The sequence below is a fragment of the Phosphitispora sp. TUW77 genome (assembly GCF_048453025.1).
In the GTDB taxonomy this organism is placed as follows: Bacteria; Bacillota; Thermincolia; order Thermincolales; family UBA2595; genus Phosphitispora.
In genome coordinates this window covers 1,854,189-1,873,582 of record NZ_CP156677.1, presented here as the reverse complement: position 1 = coordinate 1,873,582, position 19,394 = coordinate 1,854,189, and the positions used below count along the sequence as shown (strand labels likewise).

Sequence of the window (19,394 nt, the reverse complement as noted above, 5' to 3'; positions counted from 1 at the left end):
CATATCAAATATTGGTGTATTCTGGAGGAGAGCTTCTTTTGAGGCTCTCCCCAATTAACTTCTCTATGTAGGAGGAGAATCGATGGAAAATAATACTCGACTTGAAGAAATATCATGTGGAGATTACTCTGTTAACCGGACCGTATTAGTACTGGGCGGAGGGCTGGCTGGGATGGAAACATCCTTACAGGCGGCCGCAAGGGGACACAAGGTAATCCTTGTTGAGAAAGAGGACAAGCTTGGCGGCAGAGTGGCCAGAATTAATTCAATTACTGGTGTTGATCGTAAACCTTCTCAACTCATCGATGAAAAAGTGAAGGAAGTTACGTCTAATCCATCTATTGAAATTAAGACAGGTGTCAGGTTGAGCGACTTGGATGGAAACATCGGAGACTACACAGCTTGGCTGACAAACGGTGGTTCCGAAACACCTGTTGATGTTGGAGCAATTGTAGTTGCTACCGGATTCAAGACCATCTTTTGTCCGGTAAAATATGGGCTTGGTATTGCTGACAATATAATTGGTCAGATGAAGCTGGAAATGCTTCTGGCAGAGGGGAAAGATTTTTCTGGTGAAAACATTTCCCTGGTAATAGGTAAATCCACTGAAGAATTCAACCTTTCCTTTGTAATAGCAATTAAAAACGCATTGCTTTTGCGCAAGAAATTTAATGCTACAGTAAATGTTTTCTACACAAATATAAAGGTTGGCGGAGATAATTGGGAGAAAATGTATACTGAAGCCAGAAATGCCGGGGTTAATTTCTTTAAGTTTGATGATGATATTGAAATAACCTCAAATAATGGTGAGATATCAATTGTTTATGAGGACCCCTTCATTAAAGATAAGATTTCAGGTCCGTTTATAATCACTTCAGATTATGTAGTGCTTCCCGAGGAGCTGATACCTGCAATCGGAACGGAAGACTTAGCTAAAGTTCTTAAAATTGATTTAGGACCGTCATCATTCTTTAATATTGATAATGCTCATATTCTTCCGGAAATGACATCCAGAGACGGCATATATTTGGTAGGAGGCTGTCAGTATCCAGGTTTTGTCAATGATATACAGATATCAGCCAGGGTGGTAGCTGAGGAAATCTTCCGTAAACTTTATGCTGACCAGGTTTCTGTTGAATTGACCCAACCATATGTTGATGCTACCAAGTGTGTTGTCTGTCTTACCTGTTACCGCTGTTGTCCTCATGGAGCAATTACTATCGAACATGGCGAACAGTATGATAACCTGTACAAATCTGCAGCTCAAATGAATCCAATGGTTTGCAGGAGATGCGGCATATGCGCCGCGGAGTGTCCCGGCAAAGCCATCCAGCTGCCTGATTATACGGATGAGCAGGTTCTTGCTCAGCTTGAAGCAATGGAGGTGTAGCCGTGAGCGCCAATACAAACTATCAACCCAAGATTATCGTATTTGCTTGTGAGAATTCAGGCTGGCTGGCTTCTGAACATGCGGCAGAACTGGCCTTAAGTTACCCGGAAACAATTGAATTAATCAAACTTCCCTGTTCCGGGAAAATAGATGTCCTATTTTTTATGAAATCTCTGGAAAAGGCTGATGGAACTATCGTACTGGCCTGTCAGAAAGAGAATTGTAAATTTATAAAAGGGAATATCAGAGCTGCCCAGAGGGTTAAACAGACAGAAAATCTTTTAAAAGAAATCGGTATTGAACCCGAGAGAGTAGATATTCATTATTTGGCAGCAAATATGGGTCACAAGTTTGTTGAAATCGTGCAGAATTTTTACGATAAAATGAGAGAGTTAGGACCAAATCCTGGGAAGGTGATAAAATGATTATTGCGGAGAGAAAACCTATCGAAGAAATTTTAGGACTCCTAAGCAAGCATCAGAAAGTGCTTGTCCTCGGATGTGGCGGGTGTGTTACCGTGTGCCTGGCCGGGGGAGAAAAAGATGCTGGTATCCTGAGTTCCCAGTTAGCGATGGCTCGCAGCAAAGAACAGAGGCCTCTGGAACTTGTTCAGAAAACTATTGAGCGCCAGTGTGACTTTGAATATTTTGAAGGGATTCGTCACATTGTTAAGGATGTGGATGCAATATTGTCACTCGCGTGTGGTATTGGTATCCAGACATGTGCCGAAGCGTTCCCGGACAAGTTAGTCTGGCCCGGTGTTAACACCAAGTTCCTTGGGGTTAACCTTAATGTAGGTGAGTGGGCTGAAAGATGTCAGGCGTGCGGACAATGTGTTCTGGATAAGACAGGTGGCATTTGTCCGGTTGCCAGGTGTTCAAAGAGTATTTTCAACGGTCCCTGCGGCGGTTCCCAGGACGGTAAGTGTGAGGTTTCCCCGGACACCGAATGTGCATGGGCCCTTATCTATGACCGCTTAACCCGTTTGGGTGAGGTCGATTCCTTGCGTGAGATTTTACCTGTAAAAGACTGGTCCTACAGCAGGGATGGCGGTCCAAGAAAACTGGTAAGGGAGGACTTGGAACTTGAAAGCGGGAAGTAAGCTTGAACGAATGTTAGAAAGCGGAAATTTTACCGTAACCGGTGAAATTGGTCCGCCTAAAAGCTGTAATGGTGAGATTGTACGTCATCACGCAAGAATGCTTAAGGGATATTGCGAATCTTACAACCTAACTGACAATCAGACTGCTATTGTGCGTCTTTCCAGTATTGGAGCAGGTAAGATTCTTCTTGAAGAAGATTGTGAACCAAATATTCAGATAGTCTGCCGGGACCGGAACAGGATTGCTATCCAGAGTGATGTGCTGGGTGCTGCTGCTCTTGGGATGAAGAATATTCTCTGCCTGTCCGGTGACCATCAAAAATTTGGTAATCACCCGACGTCAAAGAATGTCTATGATGTTGATTCAATTCAGTTGATTAAAATTCTTGACGGTATGCGTAATGGCTATTTTGCCAATGGAGAACAAATGAAGGATGAGCCGCCGAAAATTTTTATCGGATGTGCCGCCAACCCGTTTGCTGATCCTTTTGAGTTTCGTGTTACCAGGCTGGAGAAAAAAGCTGATGCCGGAGCTGACTTTGTTCAAACTCAGTGTGTACTTGACATGGAACGCTTTGACCGCTGGATGGAGCTTGTCAGGGTACGTGGGCTTCATAAGAGGATTAAAATTCTGGCCGGGATTACTCCATTAAAATCACCGAAAGCTGCAAAGTATATGAATAAATATGTTGCTGGAATGATGGTATCCCAGGAATACATTGATAGGCTTGAAAAAGCTGAAGATCCTAAAGCAGAAGGTGTTAACATTGCTGTTGAGCAAATTGAGCACCTCAAGAAAATGGAAGGTATTGCCGGTGTTCATATTATGGCAATTGCTTGGGAAGAAATTGTTCCGGAGATTTGTAGACGAACCGGTTTAGATCCGAGACCGGTAGTATAAACCGTCATGCCTTTAGTGGAGGGGAACAAATTGCAAAAACAGAGAGTTCTCGTTATAGGTGGCGGGGTTGCTGGAATGACTAGCGCCCTGGAAGCGGCAGCCAATGGAATTGAAGTATATTTGGTTGAAAAAGCTGCTGATATTGGAGGTTGGGCATACACATACTGTTGTAAGGCTACCGAAAATTGTGCTAAGTGTTCCGCGTGTCTCGTACCTCAGGCCAAAATGAATGTTGAGAAAAACCCACTGATTACCGTTTTCCGCGGCAGTGAAATAATTGGGGTTTCAGGACAGTCCGGTGCTTATAACGTAAAAGTTAAAATAGGTAACGAAAAGCCAGCTGACATAGAGGTAGGGGCAATTATCATAGCCACCGGCTTTAAACCATTTAATGCCGCTCTTAAAGGTGAATTTGGTTATGATAGGGAAACTAATGTCATAACTGCCTTAGAACTGGAACAGGCTATGCGTGAAAAGGGTTCGCTGGCTGCTGCTTACGGCAATGCCAAACGTATTGGCTTTATTCAGTGTGTTGGCAGCAGGGATTTGGCTTTAGGTAATAATTATTGTTCAAAGGTTTGCTGTATGTACGCTTCTAAGCTGGCCAGGTTAATCCGTTCTGAATTGCCTGATGCTGAGTTAACAATTTTCTATATGGACTTCCAGACTTTTGGTTTGGGGTTTGATGAATTTTATCGTTCTGCCAAAGAAGATGATAAGATTCAGTTTGTTAGGGGTATACCTGCTAAGATATTCGGTTTTCCATATGAACGGCTTACGGTTAGGTATGCTAACTCTATTACCGGACAAGCTATAGAGGATAAATTTGACTTGATTGTCCTGGCGGCTGCCATTACTCCAGGTGAAGATACTCAAACACTGGCATCTATGCTTGGTGTGGAAACAGATGAACACGGTTTCTTTAAGAACACCGTTCTTGAACCTGTGGAAACCAAACAATCCGGAGTATTCATTGCCGGTGCCTGCCAGTCACCTAAAGACATTCCTCAGAGCATGGAACAGGCTAAGGCTGCGGCTGGAGCAGCAGTTAAGTTTCTTGTCCAATAATATAAAAAAAAGCAATTATCTAAAAGCTCAGCACCGCTTATTTTCTGCTTAATAGTGGATTATTAGCGGTGATTAGCTATTGGAAATTATCATATATCAGTGTACATCACTGATTTATTTTTTTAGCTAACCCTTTTTAAGTGGCACACAGATTTTGCTACCTATTTGCAGGTTATAGGGGTCAATGCCTGGATTGGCTTTCAGAATTTCTTCAAGAGGAATATTTAACGCTCGGGAAATTGTCCAGAAGGTATCTCCCGGTTCAATTATCCAGTATACTTGGCCGGGACATTTCTGTTGTTGACTTTTAGACAACCTCTTTTTTTTCATGGTTATCCTCCTTGATTAGGTTTTAATCCTTTGGAAATGCATATAATTATGTTTTATTTATTATATGACAGTCTAAAGGAAATTGTCTCTTGGCCGCGCTAAAAACTGCGCCATGATTTAATATTCCTGATTGGATTAATCGCTGAAGGAGAAGCTGCAGATGCCGCATGTTTGCATTATAGTAATACTGACCCTTTTGTTGTCAATTCCAGGTTGGGTGTGTTTTTCTGCATTCATGCATGAATTATCCCATCTTGTTATTTCATGGGTCGTTGGGTTTAAAATAAAAGAATACCGCTTGTGGTCGGTGCCCTGGGGTAAAAAGGGTTTTGTTGATGTCTTGATACCTAAAGGGACCAGAGGATATTTTTTAAAAAGGGGGTTGATGCATTTGGCAGGACCGATTACTCACACTTTTCTTATTTTTGTGGTAGTTTTAGGCCTGATCTTCTCCAGGAGCGCAGCCCTGAATATTTTTTGGTTTACCGGCTTTGCTGTAAACAGTTATTTCCTGGTTATGAACGTGGTACCGGAAAACTCTGACGGACGACATTTTCTTGATATGCTGAAAGGAAAAAGTATGCAATGAAATTAAAATCTTTGTCAGAAAGCGGGTTAAGGGATTGTTTCAGGGCAGTATATATATATTGCCTGACAAAAAAAACTCACCATAAGCAGGGAGACGTAATAAAATGAAAGTATTTTACTGTCCTGGTTCGGAGCGCCTGCTGGATGTTCTTACAAGCGCCGTCTGGCATTATCGACGATATATTGATGAACTCATTAATTCCGGGCCCTGGGAAAATATTGACAGCTTTTTGGAGGAACGGAAGCTAATTGATATGGTGCTGCAAACAGCAGTAGATAAGCCGGTTCCAGGCAGTAATTTTGCGGTTAGATGTCAAGACGGGCGGGAGTTTTTGCTGGTAAGGCAGGTTTTGGAGCATTATCTCTCAGAATCCATAGCAGTATTAAACTGCATAAATGAACATATGATAGCAGAGAAATGCCGGGAAGATATTGAAATAATACGGAGATACCTTATGCAGGCAGTCCACTGACTCAGTTCAATGGACTGCTGATTATTTTTTCTATCCATATGGAGGAGAAACTTGAAATGAGTCAAATTTCACCTGCCCGAACTATTATCAGCTTTTGTATTTGTAAGGATTATGAGATTTAATTACAGATTTCTCTGAAGGAATTATCTGATGACATAACGAAATGGTTTCTCCAAGAGATATGCATTTGATGGGAGAGAAACAGTTGAAATTAAGGATACTTTTAATATCCAGAAGAATAGTTGCAGCGATGGTTGTTTTTTTATTACTGGCCGCAATGATGCAGGTATCGGATTCTTATGCCCGGTTCAGGTGGGAAAAGGAGATATTTTTGCCAGGACTGGAGGGAAAAACTGTTATTATTGACCCTGGTCATGGAGGAGCCGACCCGGGAGCGGTCTCAGGCAGGTACCGGGAATCAGACCTAAACATGGAAATAGCAATGGTTTTAAAAAGACAATTAGAGGATAATGGGGTCAAGGTCAAGCTGACACGTGATTACGATGAGGGGCTTGTACCTGAAAAAAAAATGACTTATTTTGAACAATGGACCAACCTTCGTGAGAGAAAAAAATTTGCTGCAGAAGAGAAGGGGCATTTGCTGTTAAGTATTCACACAAACAGTCATCGGGATCCACGTGTTTCAGGAGCTATTGTGTTTTATGCTGATGAAATTTCAGCAGGTTTGGCCGCTGAGATTCAGGATAAGCTAAACACACTTGGCCTTAAAAAAAGAGAGGCGGAAAAGAAAAATTTTCTTGTTATCAAAGACAATCCTATGCCTGCTGTCCTGATTGAAACAGGGTTTATTACTAATGAGCATGATAGGGAAACAATTATTTCCTCAAAGGGTAGTGTAGCCAGGCTTATTTATGAAGCCCTGGATAATTATTATCAGGAAAAGTGAAAAAATATATTTTTTATCTTTTAGGGACCAAATATGAAGCCTGCTGGAGAAAGTTGGGGCATTATCATGAAGATTTGTAAAATTGAATCTTTAATATGCAGGAGGATTTTTGTTATTTTTTGTAGAACTACCTCAAAAATATATTTTTTATTGCATTTTAAAGGGGGGCAGGTATGAAACAACTCATTCCCAGTAATCTGGAGCCTGGAATGGTGCTTGCAGATACTGTTTTTGCTGCAAATGGCAGGGTACTTCTTGCTGAAGGGACAAAACTGACTCAAGATCTAATTGAACGATTGCAGGAAATGCAGATTATGACAGTTTTTGTGAATGATGAAAATACAATAAGTATTGACCCGGATGATGTTCTGATAAACCGTGTTCATTCCGATGCCCTTCAGGTATTAGGGCATTTTTTGCCGGCAGATATTTTTGGAGAGCGGCTGGGAAGTGTAAAAGAACGTTATGATTTGCTCACCGACATTCTTAGTGCCGTGATTAAAGATAACAAGATAGCTAATCTTTACCTTGACCTGAGAACAATTGATGATGATACTCTCGATCATTCGATTGCCGTTTGTGTTCTGTCACTTATCATGGGTGATGTTTTAAAGATGGATAAAGAAAGGCTGCTCTTGTTAGGGAAGGCGGCCATGGCCCACGATATAGGCAAAAAGTTTGTTCCCAGGGAGTTAATTGCCAAAAAGGAGGACCGTACTCCTGAAGAAGCTAAGTTATATGAGGACCATACAAAACACGGCTATCGCTTTTTGAGAGAAATGGAGTTTGATGTCAGTATTGCCAGGGTAGCCCTTTACCACCATGAGAGATGGGATGGCAGTGGATATATTAACAAAATTGCCGGTGAAGAAATTGATTTGTTTTCACGCATTGTTGCTGTGGCAGATGTATATGATGATGTTACTAAAGGCATTTCATTAAAACAGAAGTACTTGCCCCATGAAGCCATGGAATTTCTCTACGGGGCGGGCAATATTTACTTTGATGCCAGAGTGGTTAAGGCCTTTACGGGAAGTATTTATGCTTACCCATTAGGGAGCATAGTCAAGCTTAGTACAGGGGAAATTGGCATTGTAGTTAATGTTCAAAAAACAATGGCACCAAGGCCAATTATAAAAGTATTTTATGATAAAGAAAATAACCGCCTGGATTATCCGAGGCAGGTGGACCTCAGTGAGGAAAAAACTTTATTTATTACAAAAATACTTTAAGATATAGGGCAACTGATCGAACGGGGGAGAATTGAAATGAGCAAGACCAGGGACAGAAAAGGCAACATAACCGCTGCATTTGGTTCCGATTTGACACTTGAGGGAATGACAGGAGTCCCTAATCTCTTATTAAAATATTATCAGAAAATTGGTATTACAGACAGTGAAATGATGCTTATAATCCACCTTATGCGTTTGCAGACATCAGCTAACCAACATTGCCCCTCAGCAGACATCCTTGAAGCTCATATGTCTTCAGATAAGGCTCAAATTCAGGCTGACCTGGCAAGTTTAAAGGAGAAAGGTATTATTAGTATCAAAAATTATTATAATGACGAAACAGATCAGATAGTTCCATTTTATTGTTATGAACCACTTTTTGAAAAGATATCTGAGTTTTGGGCTTGTGAAAAAGTTCAAACTTATCAGCAGATGAAAAAGAACCTGGCAGAACAGAAGAAGAAAACCGGGGAAGGCAGAAGAGAGAGAAAGACTTCCTTTACACAGGTCTGCAAAGGTTTTGAAAAGGAGTTTGGGCGTATATTGTCACCAATGGAAATTGAACAGGTGGACCTTTGGCTAAGTGACTATGATGACCAGACTGAGCTTATTTTTGAAGCCTTGAAGAGAGCAACATTGCTGGGTAAGCATAACTTCAAATACATAGATAGTATTCTGCTGGAATGGCAGAAAAATAATTTAAAAACAATTGATGATGTCCTGACCTATGAGGCTAATTATCGCCAGCGGCACTCCAGGAAGCCAATTAGAAAGAAAATAGAAACTCCTGAAAAGAGGAAAGACAAATTTAGACTTCTATACCTCAGTTGATTAGGGGGAATATCAATTGAAGAAGGACCAGGATAATTGTTCCCTCTGTCAAGGCAGAGGGATTGTTATTATAGATAATGAGACTGCCAGACCGTGTAAGTGTATGCTGAATAAGGGTATAAGGATGAAGTTCAGGAATTCTCGGATGAGCAAGGAAATGCAGAGCTGCAATTTCAACGGGTTTAGTGCTAAGTATTATTCAAAAAACCACCGGGATGCCATCAACGACAGAAGCTATTATGATAATGCCGCCGCTGCTTTTGCGGCCGCTCAGAAGTTTACCCGTGATATCAGGGATAACATTGTTCCTGACGGGATCCTGCTGACAGGACCGGTAGGCAGTGGCAAAACGTTTTTGGCATGTGCCATAGCCAATGCTCTTTTGGAGAGCGCCAAAGAGGTGCTGTTTGTTGTTGTGCCTGACCTTTTAGATCAGATTAGGGCTACCTATGACCGCTCTAATGAATATACTGAACAGGACCTGATGGATACCGCAAGAAAAGTGGAAGTCCTTGTCCTTGATGATTTGGGGGCACATAATTATACGGATTGGGCTGCCAACAAGATTTATTCAATCCTAAATTATCGGCTGAATAACAGGCTTCCTACCATAATTACCACAAACCTGGATCTGGCCGAGTTGGAAGAACACCTTGGGGAGAGGACTACATCAAGGATAATTGAGATGTGCAAGGTCTACCGGTTATCGGTGGAGACAGATATACGCATTGTTAAGAGACATGAGAATGAAAGGAATGCAAAGTAAATTACGAATTATTTGTATAACCCTTGAAGGAAGAATTTGAAGGTGTTATAATGAAAGATATTATAATTTGAAACAACATTAATAACATGAAATTTAATAATCGTTTAATATTTACGGATAGGTGACCCATAACAGGGTTGAAAAGGGAAGCTGGTGCAAATCCAGCACGGTCCCGCCACTGTAACAGGGAGAAACCCGTATTATAGCCACTGGGCATTTGCCCGGGAAGGTTGCGGGGGACAATGAACTGGAGTCAGGAGACCTGCCTATCTGAGGTACACCGCTATACCTTCGATTGAAAGGGAGGTGGACATCGAGTGAGTGCTTTTAGTACTTTTCCCAGTCTACCCGGCTGGGATTTTATTTTTTTTTGCGGGGAAGTGAATTTTTATGGGAGCTGACGAGGAACTTCGCCATGGGATTACGACTGGAGCGAGCGCAGCAGCGGCAGCTCAGGCTGCAGTGATAATGCTGTACAGGCAGAAGGTAATTGAAACTGCCCAAATTACTAATCCACAGGGAAGGATAATTACCGTACCCATTGAAAATGTTTTTATGGAAACCGGAAAGGCAGTTGCTGAAGTAATCAAGGACGGTGGTGATGACCCGGACGTGACCAATGGGCTGAAAATTGTGGTTAAGGCCGCCGGATACGGTTTACAGGGAGTTACTATCACCGGAGGCTATGGAGTGGGGATGGTTACCAAGCCCGGTCTTCAGATACCTGTGGGACAACCGGCTATTAATCCTGTACCGAAGAGCATGATTGCGGAAGCGGTAAGAAACTATGTTCCGAAGGGTAAAGGGGTAATTATTGAAGTCAGTGTTCCCGGAGGCATTGAAGCAGCCAGGAAAACTCTTAACCCCAAGCTTGGGATAGAAGGAGGGATTTCGATATTGGGTACAACAGGAATAGTTGAGCCAATGTCTGAAGATGCCTTCAAAAAATCACTGGTTCCACAGATAGACCAGGCCATTGCTTATGGATATTCAACCATCTGCCTGACACCGGGGAGGCTTGGTGAGAAATGGGCCGGAAAGCTGGGTATCCCTGCAGAAGCAGTTGCCCAGATGAGTAACTTTGTGGGATATATGTTAAAAGAGTCTGTCAGACTGGGAATTAAAAATGTTATTTTGGTTGGGCACCATAGTAAACTTACCAAGATTGCGGCAGGGTGTTTTCATACCCATAACAAGGTTTCTGACGCCAGGTTGGAAACCCTGGCCGCATATGCCGGGTTAAAAGGAGCCGGGCCCCCCGTTATTGGCAGCCTTTTGGAAGCAAACACCTCGGAAGAGGCTTTAGACATACTCAAAAAAAACGACTTAATACAGGTAATGGATATGGTTGCAGCCAAGGCCGCTTCCAGGGCGATGGAGCATGTTTTTGGGGAACTCAGGGTAGGTGTGGTGCTTTTCACCATGGCAGGTGAAGTCCTGGCAGCTGACGCAAATGCTTTGGAGATTGGGAGGGAAATGAAATGGCCAATTTAATACGGGTTGTTGGGGTTGGGCCGGGTCACCCGGATTATTTAACTTCCGAAGCCTCCCGCCTGATAAATGAAGCCGATATTTTGGTAGGCGGCGAGCGCCTGCTGGACTTATATAGAAACAGTTCTAAGGAGCTTTTCACGGTAAAAAATAATTTGCGGGAAATGACCGAGTATATCAGAGAACGCTGCCGGGACAGAAGAATAGTAGTTCTGGCATCCGGAGATCCTACTTTTTACGGTATTTTGGAACACCTAAAACGGAATTTTACGATATCTGAATTAAGGGTTTCACCGGGTATCAGTTCAGTTCAGCTGGCTTGTGCCAGATTAAGCATCTCTTGGCATGATGCTGTTTTTTACAGTGTCCATGGGCGGGAGACAGATGGGCTTTGGGAGCTGGTCCGGACACATCCCAAGGTAATTATCCTTACCGACCCTACGAGAACCCCTGGAGTTATTGCAGGTATTCTTTTAGATAAAGGCATCAAAAGTAAGAAGATGTATGTGTGTGAAAATCTCTCTTATGCTGATGAGCATATTGGAGAGTATAGCATAGAAAATGTCCCCGGAGATGTGGGAACCTCCGGTTGTGTTGTGGTGATCTGTGATGAATGAAATGAGATGGAGCTATAAAACCGGCGGCATACCTGATGAACTGTTTCATAGGGGTAAGGTCCCGATGACTAAAGCTGAAGTAAGAGCTGTTACACTGGCTAAAGCCAGGCTGAATGACAGGCACTTGATTTGGGATATTGGGGCTGGCACTGGTTCGATTACAGTCGAGGCAGCCCTGGTCTCAGCCAAGGGAACTGTATATGCAGTTGAAAAAGAAGCTGAAGGTATTGCACTTATTAAGGAAAACAGTGAACTGTTTGGAGTTGACAATATTGCCGTAATTCAGGGAACTGCCCCTGAAGCACTCTTCAGCCTGCCTGCACCTGACCGTGTTTTCATTGGTGGGAGTGGAGGGAATTTTCGTGCCATAATGGACTTGGTTTTTCAGAAATTGGTCCGGGGTGGGCGCATAGTTATAAATGCGGTGGTTTTGGAAACATTTATTGAGGCTGTTGAGATAATGCAGGAATATGGTTTTACCGATGTTGACATTACCCAGGTCAGCATTGCCAAAACAGTTGACCTTGGCAGAATACATATGTTTAAAAGTCACAATCCGGTATTTGTAATCAGTGGTGAAAAACCTTAACCTGAATTTGGGTAAAAATAAGTGCAAAGGAGTCATTATATGAGCGGTAAAATCTATGGCATCGGAGTTGGCCCCGGCGACCCGGAACTTATTACTTTAAAGGCCTACCGGGTTCTTAAGGAGGTTGATATTCTCTGTATTCCCAAGTCTAGGACTGAAAAGGACAGTCTGGCTTTGTCAATTGTCCAGAATGTAGTTGAGAGGGATTTTGAACTTATTGAACTATTGTTTCCAATGACTCATGATAAAGAAGTCCTCAGGAAGCATTGGGACTTGGCTGCTTCCCAGATGGCCGATAAGGCACGGGAAGACAAAAAGCTGGCTTTTATTACTATCGGTGACCCTATGTTTTACAGTACCTACGCATACATCCTGGAACGCTTCAAACGCGATTATCAGGACATCGGGGTGGAGACAATACCGGGTATTACCGCTTTTGCAGCGTGTTCCTCAATAATCAATGAACCTCTCACTGAGGCCCACGAAAAGCTGGCGGTTATTCCCGCTGCTTATGGTATTGAGCCTATCAGAAAAGCCCTGGAGGATTATGAAAATGTAGTTCTGATGAAAATAAATCGTCTTTATGATGAGGTTGTTGGTCTGCTGAAAGATATGGGCCTGCTGGGCAAAGCGGTATATATCAGCAGGGCTGGTTATGCGGACCAATTTTATACCACAGATCTTGAAGGCATGATGGGTAAGGAAAAAGATTATATGTCAATTATGATTATTAGGAAGGCGGGGTGGAAGGGGCTGTGACAAAAGTATATTTTATCGGAGCTGGAGCAGGTGACCCGGAACTGATTACATTAAAAGGAATCAGGGTGATTGAAAGAGCAGATATCGTAATATATGCAGGTTCCCTGGTAAATCCTGAGATACTTAGGTATGCTAAGGATGGGGCTGAAGTACATAACAGTGCATCAATGGACCTCAATGAGGTACTTGAAGTGATCCGGCGGGGGGCTGCCCAGGGGAAGCTGATTGCACGGGTTCATACCGGTGATCCGGCTATTTACGGGGCTATTCAAGAACAGATGGATGCCTTGGCAGAGATGGATATATCATACGAAGTTATCCCTGGTGTCAGTTCTTTTCTGGCTGCCGCAGCTGCGCTTAAACAGGAATATACACTGCCTGATGTTACTCAAACCGTGATATTAACCCGTATGGAGGGGCGTACCCCGGTACCGGAAAAGGAAAAGCTGGCTCAATTGGCCCGGCATGGTGCCACCATGTGCATATTTCTCAGTGTTCATGCCATTGATGAGGTTGTGGCCCAACTTCGGGACGGATATGCGGAAGATACGCCCATAGCGGTAATCCAAAAGGCTTCATGGCCTGATGAGAAAATTGTCCGGGGGACTCTTACCGATATAGCGGAAAAGGTCCGGGAAGCAGGGATTTCCAAGACAGCAATGATAGTTGTTAGTAATGTTTTTCGCGGTCAATATGAAAAATCCAAGCTTTATGACCCTGGATTTTCCCATGGATACCGGGAGGGAAAGAGTTGAAAATTGCTGTAGTTGCGGTAACCAGAGCCGGTGTTGAACTGGGCCGGGAAACAGTTCAGAAGCTGGATGAAACAGGATTGTATGAGACGGTCCTTTATATCCCAAGTAAGTTTTCTCTGCTCGGAATAGCTGGTAAAAGACAGCCTTACCGTAAGCCTCTTAGGGAACTTTTTGAAGAACTGTTTGCTATGTATGACGGTATTGTTTGCATTATGGCCCTAGGTATCGTTGTCCGCCTGTCGGCAGCACATATCAGGGATAAGAGGTCAGATCCTGCAGTAGTGGTTATGGATGAATCAGGCAAGAATGTTATCAGTGTTCTTTCCGGACACCTTGGAGGGGCGAATGCACTGACTCTTAAGATAGCTGAGCTGCTTGGTGCCAATCCTGTTATAACAACAGCAACAGATGTTCAGGGATTGCCGGCTATTGAAATGGTTGCCGAGGAAAACGGTCTTGTTGCGGAACCGTTAGACTTGGTTAAAAAAATCAATTCATCAATTGTTAATAAACAGCAGGTAGTAATATATACAGAGTTTCCTTTAGATATGGAAGCATGTGATAATATTGAGGTAAAGGATTTTGCTGAATATTCACCGTTGCGTACGGAAAAGAACCGGGTGGTATTGGTTACTAACCGGACTGCTGAAAGTTTTCCGCCGGGGACTCTTTTCCTGAGGCCGCAGAATATTACCATTGGTATTGGATGCCGTAAGGGTGTCAGTTCCAGCGAAGTGAAGGAGGCTATCCTGCAGGCGCTTGCAGAAGTGGGCCGGGCCGTGACGGCAGTGAAATTACTTGCCAGTATAGATATTAAGAAAGACGAACAGGGACTCCTGGATGCAGCCGCTGAAATGGGGCTGCCAACAGAATTTTTTACGATGCAGGAACTTCAGGAAGTCTATCAGGCTCGTGCCGGTGAATTGAGTTTTTCAGAATTTGTAGATAAAAAGATAGGAGTTGGTGGAGTATGCGAACCGGCGGCACTACTGGGCGCGGGGCAGGCTTCAGTGATACTGATGCCGAAAAAGAAAAAAGGGAAAGTAACGATTGCAGTAGCAGAGGGAGATTGGCCGTTGTCGGAATAGGACCCGGAGACAGGGAGCAGATGAGTCTGAGGGCGTATAACGTGATTAAAGAAGCAGAGGTAATTATTGGGTATAAAACATACATTGATTTGATTGCTGACCTGACCGAGGGTAAGGAAGTAATTTCTTCGGGGATGACCCGTGAAGTTGAAAGATGCCTCCAAGCTATAGAAATGGCTGCTGCTGGGAGGTATGTTGTCATTGTCAGCAGTGGGGACCCCGGTATTTATGGGATGGCCGGAATAACTCTTGAACTGGTGGAAAAGCAGGAAATGGTTGGGAAAATCCAAGTTGAAATTGTTCCCGGCATAACTAGCGCGAATGCTGCTGCCGCATCCTTGGGGGCTGCTCTGATGCATGATTTTGCGGTTATAAGTTTAAGTGATCTGCTGACACCGTGGGAATTGATTGAAAAAAGGCTGGAAGCGGCAGCTATGGGTGATTTTGTTACCATTTTATATAACCCCATGAGCAAAAAAAGGACCGAACAGATCAAGCGGGCCAGGGAGATTTTTTTAAGATTCAAGTCACCGGACACACCTGTAGGTATTGTACGTAATGCCAAACGTTCCGGTGAAGTTGTTACCCGTACAGACCTGGAGCACCTCCTGGAACATACTATCGATATGTTTACCGTGGTCTTGATTGGAAACTGCCAAACTTATCATACCGATAATTTCATGATAACTCCGAGGGGATACAAAGTATGATTCTTGTTCTGGGTGGAACCTTAGAAGGGCGTGAAATAGCCGGAGCTCTTGCAGATGAGGGATTCAAGGTGCTGGTTACCGTTGTTTCAGGCTATGGCGCAGAATTAATTCCACAGGACCTATCTGTTGAGGTCCTTGTTTGCCAGCTAGATTCATTGGACCTGGAACAGTTGGTTGATGAAAAAAAAATAAAATATATTGTAGATGCGACCCATCCGTATGCTCGTGTAATTACCGACACTGCATGGAAAGTAGCTCAAAAAAGAAACGTCCCGTATATAAGGTTTGAAAGGCCGCCTGTTACGGAAGAGATTAAGGGAGACCTTGTTTTTCGGGCACTTGGATATGAAGAGGCTGCAGGGCTTGCAGTATGTAAAGGGAGTACGGTATTCCTGACTATTGGCAGCCGCAATCTGGAGCCATTTGTTCGGGCCGGAAAAGAAAATTGCAAGAGGATTGTAGCCAGGGTTCTTCCGGATGCAGGTGTTTTGCAGCAGTGTGCTGCATTGCAGATGCCTCCGGGGGATATTATCGCTGTACAGGGCCCCTTCAGCCTGGAAATGAATCAGGCAATGTTCCTGGAGTATGGGGCAGAGGTTTTGGTAACAAAAGACAGCGGCCGTACCGGGGGGACTGATACAAAAATTGCAGCTGCACTAGGCCTGAAAATCCCGGTTATAATAGTAAATCGTCCAGATTATGGCGGGGTCCCGGTTGTTGACCGGATTGAAACAATTCTAGAAAATGCTTCACAATATGCTTCACAAAAATCCGGATACTAAAAACATTATATTGGAGGAATAAAAATGAAAACAGGGATTATTATATTAGGACATGGCAGCAGGGCAGCAGAGGCCCTGGAACAGTTGAAAAAGTATGGGGAAATGCTTAAGTCAGAAGCCAGTTATGATATTGTGGAAATTGCTTCACTGCAGTTTAATCAGCCGGACCTTCCTGAAGCAATTAAAAAGGTGGTTGATGCCGGGGCTGATAAAATTATTATTGTACCGTTTTTCCTTTATAAAGGTGTTCATATGCAGGAAGATATACCTGAAGTCCTTGAAGGTGAAAAGGCCAAGTATCCGGGACTGGAGATTGTAATGACCAATCACCTGGGAACAGACCGCAGGTTGGTGGAAATAATTATTGACAGGATTGAGGAGGTTTCTTAAGTGGAATTTATTAAAGATCCCAGGGCAATTGAAGATACCAGTATGGACATTATTGAACAGTGTGTGCCTTGGATTAAGGAGCTTCCAGAGGGAGAAATGCAGATTGTCAGGAGAATTATACATACTACCGGGGACCCGGACATTGCCAAACTGGTAAAAATACATCCTGAGGCTGTAGCATCCGGACTCCAGGCCATGAGGCAAGGGAAGCCTATCTTTACTGATGTTCAGATGCTGCGTTCCGGTATTAGTTCAATCCAGTTGGAGCAGTTTGGCATTGAAACTATGTGTTTGATTAAGGACCCGGAAATTGCTGCTGAAGCCAAACGAACCGGTAAAACCAGGGCTATGATAGCAATGGCAAAGGCAGCTCCAGGGCTTGATGGCGCAATCATTGCCATCGGTAATGCGCCAACCGCCCTCTTTGAGTTATGTGAAATGGTGCGGCGGGGTGAACTCAGACCAGCCCTGGTAGTAGGCACCCCTGTGGGTTTTGTGGGTGCTAAGGAGTCCAAAGAGGTCCTTGTGGAGACACCGGTTCCTTATATCACTGTTACCGGAACCAGGGGAGGCAGCACGATTGCGGTAGCCGCACTGAATGCGCTGCTCAAGCTCGCATGATAAATCAAGCTGATAGGGTGAGTTGTATATGCCAAAATATAAATTAATAGCAGCAGACCTAGATGGGACCCTGCTGGATGATACGTACCGGGTAAAGCCGCAGCTATTGGCAGCTGTAAATGCTGCCAGGTCGCTGGGAGTTGAACTGGCTGTGATTACCGGCAGGCTGTATCCCTCTGCACTTCCGTTTGCTGTCGAACTGAATGTTACTCTTCCTGTTATTGCCTCAAATGGGGCTGTGGTCAAAGACCCGCTTACCGGCAAACTGATATCGCAGATTACCATGGACCGTGATTTAGCTATTGAGGCATTAAACCTGACTGAAAATGGTACGTCACAGAGATTTGTGAATGTTCAGGATGCTTTTTATACAGATGTGGCAGAAGAGGAATCACGGAAATATGCTGAAGCTCTGAAAATAAATTTTGTCAGAAAAATTCCCCTTCAGGATGCAATTATTACAGACCCGGTTATGGTAGTCATCCGTGACAGTGAGAGTGAAATCACCCGGTTAACCGGCATTCTGGCCGAGCATTTCGGGAATAAGGTATATATGGCCAATTCCAAACCGTTCTTTATTGATATTAACGGTCCTAAGGTTTCCAAGGGTGCAGCACTTAAAGACTTGTGCAGCAGGATGGGCATCACTCCTGAAGAGGTTGTCGCTATCGGTGACGGCTGGAATGACCGGGAAATGCTTCAGACAGCCGGTTTGGGGGCGGTTGTTGCCAATGCTCCGGAATCACTTAAGGAACATGCGGACTATGTCTGTGAACAGCGGTCATTCCAGGGAGTGATAGAGGTCATCAAGCGGTTTGTTTTGACAGATTAGCTGTTGGTTATTGTGTGGCTTTGAGAAGAATTAAGGTCAACTCCTACAGGGACCAGATATACTTTCCCAATTTCCTGGTACAGGACCAGTTTTTGAGCAGCCGCTATTGAGGTTTCAATAACGGCTACTACCGGCTGGGCGTCTCTTCCTTTACCATTTGGGGCATTGGTATCGGCATTTTGGATTTCCTTGATTAACAAACCTGACAGAAGTATGTCTTGACCAGGGCCGATAACTGTATTTTCAGTTCTGCTGCGGTTGTCTGACGGGATGAAGACAAGGGCATTAACCAGAACTCCCGGTTTAATATTACTTCCTGCAGACATTACCTGGTCGGTTTTAACCCCTACCAGGACATTTTTATCTTTCAGGGCCAGGGCTTTTCCAAAAGGGGTGGTTTCCGCATTGCTTATTCTGGACTTCCTTATAATATCACCTTTGCCTATCCCCAGGTTGCCTGCATACCACTCCTGTTCATCTAGAAAAGCCGGATCTGTTACGGCATCATCAGGAACTGAAGATATAACAACTTCAGTGGTATGGTATTTTTTCACTGTATTATATGGAAGGACATCTTCGACAGCAATTACTACATTGATAAGGCGGGTATGTTTAGTTATATAGGCGTTGTTTACCAGGAAGGTTACTCCTGCCACAGACAGTCCGGTTAGAACAATTATTAATACCTTAACCCATTTTTTCAAAATCATTACCTCCATTTCCAAAGACTATTTGTATGTAGAGCGATGGAAAATTGTTTTTTTTATTGTGATTGGAACTGCCCCTGAATTAAAAAGCTTGGGCGAGATTACGGTTACCTTGGCAAAGACCTGTCCTTCCAGGTAAGGTCTTGTCCCTGTATGCTGCGGGTCGGTATCTTGATAGACGGAAACAATGAACCTGGTACTTTTCAGAATACCATTTTCAAGATTTGTATCGAGGTTAAGGTTGTCACGAAAATAGGACAAAGCGGTATCGCGGGCAGATGCCGGATCAATGTTAATTCTGCCCAGGCAGGCATCTTCCGGATTTATTGCGGCGGTTATCGCTGAATCAAGGGCTTGTTCAGTTACTTTGCAGATTTTATCATAGGTAATATATACCATGCCCAGGTCTAAGATGATTATGCTTAGAAGAAGAGCACCCAGCATGGCCCACAGTGTTTTCATTAC

At 43.7% G+C, this 19,394-nt stretch carries 25 protein-coding genes and 1 riboswitch; of the genes, 22 read left to right on the top strand and 3 right to left on the bottom strand.

Features of this window, described 5'->3' with window-relative positions:
• The first annotated feature begins 82 nt into the window (after positions 1 to 82).
• The 5 genes from ABFY19_RS09015 to ABFY19_RS08995 are packed head-to-tail and all read left to right on the top strand — an operon-like array spanning position 83 to position 4,461.
• Positions 83 to 1,390, top strand: coding sequence for an FAD-dependent oxidoreductase (locus ABFY19_RS09015; protein ID WP_418790336.1), 1,308 nt, complete (start codon positions 83 to 85; stop codon positions 1,388 to 1,390).
• A gap of 2 nt (positions 1,391 to 1,392) precedes the next feature.
• On the top strand, positions 1,393 to 1,815 hold the full coding sequence (locus ABFY19_RS09010; RefSeq protein WP_418790335.1) for a hydrogenase iron-sulfur subunit: 423 nt from the start codon (positions 1,393 to 1,395) through the stop codon (positions 1,813 to 1,815).
• On the top strand, positions 1,812 to 2,492 hold the full coding sequence (locus ABFY19_RS09005) for a methylenetetrahydrofolate reductase C-terminal domain-containing protein (protein ID WP_418790334.1): 681 nt from the start codon (positions 1,812 to 1,814) through the stop codon (positions 2,490 to 2,492). The genes ABFY19_RS09010 and ABFY19_RS09005 overlap by 4 nt, the downstream gene beginning before the upstream one ends.
• Positions 2,476 to 3,393 (top strand): methylenetetrahydrofolate reductase, encoded by a 918-nt coding sequence (locus ABFY19_RS09000; RefSeq protein ID WP_418790333.1) that lies wholly within the window; start codon positions 2,476 to 2,478, stop codon positions 3,391 to 3,393. The genes ABFY19_RS09005 and ABFY19_RS09000 overlap by 17 nt, the downstream gene beginning before the upstream one ends.
• A 30-nt stretch (positions 3,394 to 3,423) precedes the next feature.
• Positions 3,424 to 4,461 (top strand): CoB--CoM heterodisulfide reductase iron-sulfur subunit A family protein, encoded by a 1,038-nt coding sequence (locus tag ABFY19_RS08995; protein WP_418790332.1) that lies wholly within the window; start codon positions 3,424 to 3,426, stop codon positions 4,459 to 4,461.
• 126 nt (positions 4,462 to 4,587) lie between these two features.
• Here the strand turns inward: ABFY19_RS08995 and ABFY19_RS08990 are convergent, their stop codons facing one another.
• Complete coding sequence (locus ABFY19_RS08990) at positions 4,588 to 4,791, bottom strand: LysM peptidoglycan-binding domain-containing protein (protein WP_418790331.1); 204 nt, start codon at positions 4,789 to 4,791, stop codon at positions 4,588 to 4,590.
• Between the two features lie 160 nt (positions 4,792 to 4,951).
• Between ABFY19_RS08990 and ABFY19_RS08985 the strand changes: the two genes are divergently transcribed.
• The 17 genes from ABFY19_RS08985 to ABFY19_RS08905 all read left to right on the top strand — a co-directional run bounded on the left by ABFY19_RS08985 (position 4,952) and on the right by ABFY19_RS08905 (position 18,222).
• Positions 4,952 to 5,380: a hypothetical protein gene (locus ABFY19_RS08985; protein WP_418790330.1), complete on the top strand. Its 429-nt coding sequence runs from the start codon at positions 4,952 to 4,954 to the stop codon at positions 5,378 to 5,380.
• A 103-nt stretch (positions 5,381 to 5,483) separates the two neighbouring features.
• The gene (locus ABFY19_RS08980; protein WP_418790329.1) at positions 5,484 to 5,852 is read left to right on the top strand and encodes a hypothetical protein; all 369 of its coding nucleotides are present in this window, start codon (positions 5,484 to 5,486) and stop codon (positions 5,850 to 5,852) included.
• A 205-nt stretch (positions 5,853 to 6,057) separates the two neighbouring features.
• A complete protein-coding gene (locus ABFY19_RS08975) occupies positions 6,058 to 6,759 on the top strand; it encodes an N-acetylmuramoyl-L-alanine amidase family protein (protein ID WP_418790328.1) in 702 nt (233 codons plus the stop codon).
• Between the two features lie 173 nt (positions 6,760 to 6,932).
• Positions 6,933 to 7,991 carry an HD-GYP domain-containing protein gene (locus ABFY19_RS08970; RefSeq protein WP_418790327.1) on the top strand — a complete coding sequence of 353 codons (1,059 nt, stop codon included), beginning with the start codon at positions 6,933 to 6,935 and terminating at the stop codon, positions 7,989 to 7,991.
• A gap of 36 nt (positions 7,992 to 8,027) precedes the next feature.
• Complete coding sequence (locus tag ABFY19_RS08965) at positions 8,028 to 8,822, top strand: DnaD domain protein (RefSeq protein WP_418790326.1); 795 nt, start codon at positions 8,028 to 8,030, stop codon at positions 8,820 to 8,822.
• A 16-nt stretch (positions 8,823 to 8,838) separates the two neighbouring features.
• A complete protein-coding gene (locus ABFY19_RS08960) occupies positions 8,839 to 9,588 on the top strand; it encodes an ATP-binding protein (RefSeq protein ID WP_418790325.1) in 750 nt (249 codons plus the stop codon).
• A 102-nt stretch (positions 9,589 to 9,690) separates the two neighbouring features.
• Positions 9,691 to 9,873, top strand: a riboswitch (cobalamin riboswitch).
• 105 nt (positions 9,874 to 9,978) lie between these two features.
• Complete coding sequence (cbiD, locus tag ABFY19_RS08955; RefSeq protein WP_418790324.1) at positions 9,979 to 11,082, top strand: cobalt-precorrin-5B (C(1))-methyltransferase CbiD; 1,104 nt, start codon at positions 9,979 to 9,981, stop codon at positions 11,080 to 11,082.
• Positions 11,070 to 11,696, top strand: coding sequence for a precorrin-6y C5,15-methyltransferase (decarboxylating) subunit CbiE (gene cbiE / locus ABFY19_RS08950; protein ID WP_418790323.1), 627 nt, complete (start codon positions 11,070 to 11,072; stop codon positions 11,694 to 11,696). The genes cbiD and cbiE overlap by 13 nt, the downstream gene beginning before the upstream one ends.
• On the top strand, positions 11,689 to 12,285 hold the full coding sequence (cbiT, locus tag ABFY19_RS08945; RefSeq protein WP_418792571.1) for a precorrin-6Y C5,15-methyltransferase (decarboxylating) subunit CbiT: 597 nt from the start codon (positions 11,689 to 11,691) through the stop codon (positions 12,283 to 12,285). The genes cbiE and cbiT overlap by 8 nt, the downstream gene beginning before the upstream one ends.
• Positions 12,286 to 12,324: 39 nt before the next feature.
• Positions 12,325 to 13,044 carry a precorrin-2 C(20)-methyltransferase gene (cobI, locus tag ABFY19_RS08940; protein WP_418790322.1) on the top strand — a complete coding sequence of 240 codons (720 nt, stop codon included), beginning with the start codon at positions 12,325 to 12,327 and terminating at the stop codon, positions 13,042 to 13,044.
• Positions 13,041 to 13,799 (top strand): precorrin-4 C(11)-methyltransferase, encoded by a 759-nt coding sequence (gene cobM / locus ABFY19_RS08935; RefSeq protein ID WP_418790321.1) that lies wholly within the window; start codon positions 13,041 to 13,043, stop codon positions 13,797 to 13,799. Before cobI ends, cobM begins: the two co-directional genes overlap by 4 nt.
• Positions 13,796 to 14,887, top strand: coding sequence for a cobalt-precorrin 5A hydrolase (locus ABFY19_RS08930; RefSeq protein ID WP_418790320.1), 1,092 nt, complete (start codon positions 13,796 to 13,798; stop codon positions 14,885 to 14,887). The genes cobM and ABFY19_RS08930 overlap by 4 nt, the downstream gene beginning before the upstream one ends.
• 20 nt (positions 14,888 to 14,907) lie before the next feature.
• Complete coding sequence (cobJ, locus tag ABFY19_RS08925) at positions 14,908 to 15,597, top strand: precorrin-3B C(17)-methyltransferase (protein WP_418792570.1); 690 nt, start codon at positions 14,908 to 14,910, stop codon at positions 15,595 to 15,597.
• Positions 15,594 to 16,379, top strand: coding sequence for a precorrin-6A reductase (gene cobK / locus ABFY19_RS08920; RefSeq protein ID WP_418790319.1), 786 nt, complete (start codon positions 15,594 to 15,596; stop codon positions 16,377 to 16,379). Before cobJ ends, cobK begins: the two co-directional genes overlap by 4 nt.
• 24 nt (positions 16,380 to 16,403) lie before the next feature.
• A complete protein-coding gene (locus tag ABFY19_RS08915; RefSeq protein WP_418790318.1) occupies positions 16,404 to 16,769 on the top strand; it encodes a sirohydrochlorin chelatase in 366 nt (121 codons plus the stop codon).
• Positions 16,770 to 17,390, top strand: a complete 621-nt coding sequence (locus tag ABFY19_RS08910) for a precorrin-8X methylmutase (RefSeq protein ID WP_418790317.1) — start codon at positions 16,770 to 16,772, stop codon at positions 17,388 to 17,390.
• 28 nt (positions 17,391 to 17,418) lie between these two features.
• Complete coding sequence (locus tag ABFY19_RS08905; RefSeq protein ID WP_418790316.1) at positions 17,419 to 18,222, top strand: Cof-type HAD-IIB family hydrolase; 804 nt, start codon at positions 17,419 to 17,421, stop codon at positions 18,220 to 18,222.
• Here ABFY19_RS08905 and ABFY19_RS08900 read toward each other — a convergent pair.
• Together ABFY19_RS08900 and ABFY19_RS08895 are read right to left on the bottom strand one after the other, a co-directional pair.
• A complete protein-coding gene (locus ABFY19_RS08900) occupies positions 18,219 to 18,926 on the bottom strand; it encodes a hypothetical protein (RefSeq protein ID WP_418790315.1) in 708 nt (235 codons plus the stop codon). The two genes, ABFY19_RS08905 and ABFY19_RS08900, sit on opposite strands and share 4 nt — an antisense overlap.
• A 24-nt stretch (positions 18,927 to 18,950) precedes the next feature.
• Positions 18,951 to 19,391 (bottom strand): hypothetical protein, encoded by a 441-nt coding sequence (locus ABFY19_RS08895; protein ID WP_418790314.1) that lies wholly within the window; start codon positions 19,389 to 19,391, stop codon positions 18,951 to 18,953.
• Between the last annotated feature and the right edge of the window lie 3 nt (positions 19,392 to 19,394).

Excerpts from the sequence above, each read along its gene's own strand:
- ABFY19_RS09015 (WP_418790336.1), top strand. The coding sequence starts at position 83 with ATGGAAAATAATACTCGACTTGAAGAAATATCATGTGGAGATTACTCT.
- ABFY19_RS09005 (WP_418790334.1), top strand. The coding sequence starts at position 1,812 with ATGATTATTGCGGAGAGAAAACCTATCGAAGAAATTTTAGGACTCCTA.
- ABFY19_RS08990 (WP_418790331.1), bottom strand. The coding sequence starts at position 4,791 with ATGAAAAAAAAGAGGTTGTCTAAAAGTCAACAACAGAAATGTCCCGGC.
- ABFY19_RS08985 (WP_418790330.1), top strand. The coding sequence starts at position 4,952 with ATGCCGCATGTTTGCATTATAGTAATACTGACCCTTTTGTTGTCAATT.
- ABFY19_RS08980 (WP_418790329.1), top strand. The coding sequence starts at position 5,484 with ATGAAAGTATTTTACTGTCCTGGTTCGGAGCGCCTGCTGGATGTTCTT.
- ABFY19_RS08970 (WP_418790327.1), top strand. The coding sequence starts at position 6,933 with ATGAAACAACTCATTCCCAGTAATCTGGAGCCTGGAATGGTGCTTGCA.
- ABFY19_RS08965 (WP_418790326.1), top strand. The coding sequence starts at position 8,028 with ATGAGCAAGACCAGGGACAGAAAAGGCAACATAACCGCTGCATTTGGT.
- cbiD (WP_418790324.1), top strand. The coding sequence starts at position 9,979 with ATGGGAGCTGACGAGGAACTTCGCCATGGGATTACGACTGGAGCGAGC.
- cbiE (WP_418790323.1), top strand. The coding sequence starts at position 11,070 with ATGGCCAATTTAATACGGGTTGTTGGGGTTGGGCCGGGTCACCCGGAT.
- cbiT (WP_418792571.1), top strand. The coding sequence starts at position 11,689 with ATGAATGAAATGAGATGGAGCTATAAAACCGGCGGCATACCTGATGAA.
- cobI (WP_418790322.1), top strand. The coding sequence starts at position 12,325 with ATGAGCGGTAAAATCTATGGCATCGGAGTTGGCCCCGGCGACCCGGAA.
- cobJ (WP_418792570.1), top strand. The coding sequence starts at position 14,908 with ATGAGTCTGAGGGCGTATAACGTGATTAAAGAAGCAGAGGTAATTATT.
- cobK (WP_418790319.1), top strand. The coding sequence starts at position 15,594 with ATGATTCTTGTTCTGGGTGGAACCTTAGAAGGGCGTGAAATAGCCGGA.
- ABFY19_RS08915 (WP_418790318.1), top strand. The coding sequence starts at position 16,404 with ATGAAAACAGGGATTATTATATTAGGACATGGCAGCAGGGCAGCAGAG.
- ABFY19_RS08905 (WP_418790316.1), top strand. The coding sequence starts at position 17,419 with ATGCCAAAATATAAATTAATAGCAGCAGACCTAGATGGGACCCTGCTG.
- ABFY19_RS08895 (WP_418790314.1), bottom strand. The coding sequence starts at position 19,391 with ATGAAAACACTGTGGGCCATGCTGGGTGCTCTTCTTCTAAGCATAATC.